Source organism: Streptomyces hilarionis (assembly GCF_024539675.1).
Taxonomy (GTDB): Bacteria; Actinomycetota; Actinomycetes; order Streptomycetales; family Streptomycetaceae; genus Streptomyces; species Streptomyces hilarionis.
In genome coordinates, this window is sequence record NZ_JAHHIT010000929.1 from 1 (window position 1) to 230 (window position 230).

Here is a 230-nt window from a genome sequence, read left to right on the forward strand (position 1 = left end):
GACCTGCTGCGCTTCATCACCTGCGGCAGCGTGGACGATGGCAAAAGCACACTGATCGGACGCTTGCTGTGGGATGCACAGCAGTTGACCGACGACCAGTTGACGGCCCTGCAGATCGACTCGAAAAAACATGGCACCCAGGGCAAGGACCTCGACTTTGCGCTACTCGTCGATGGCCTGTCGGCAGAACGTGAGCAAGGCATCACCATCGATGTTGCCTACCGTTACTT

General features: G+C 57.8%; 1 protein-coding gene. It reads left to right on the forward strand.

The genetic code is table 11. The features are described from left to right. Positions 1–3: 3 nt before the first annotated feature. On the forward strand, positions 4–230 hold a 227-nt coding region (locus KMS84_RS44945; RefSeq protein ID WP_256921697.1), incomplete at its 3' end, for a GTP-binding protein.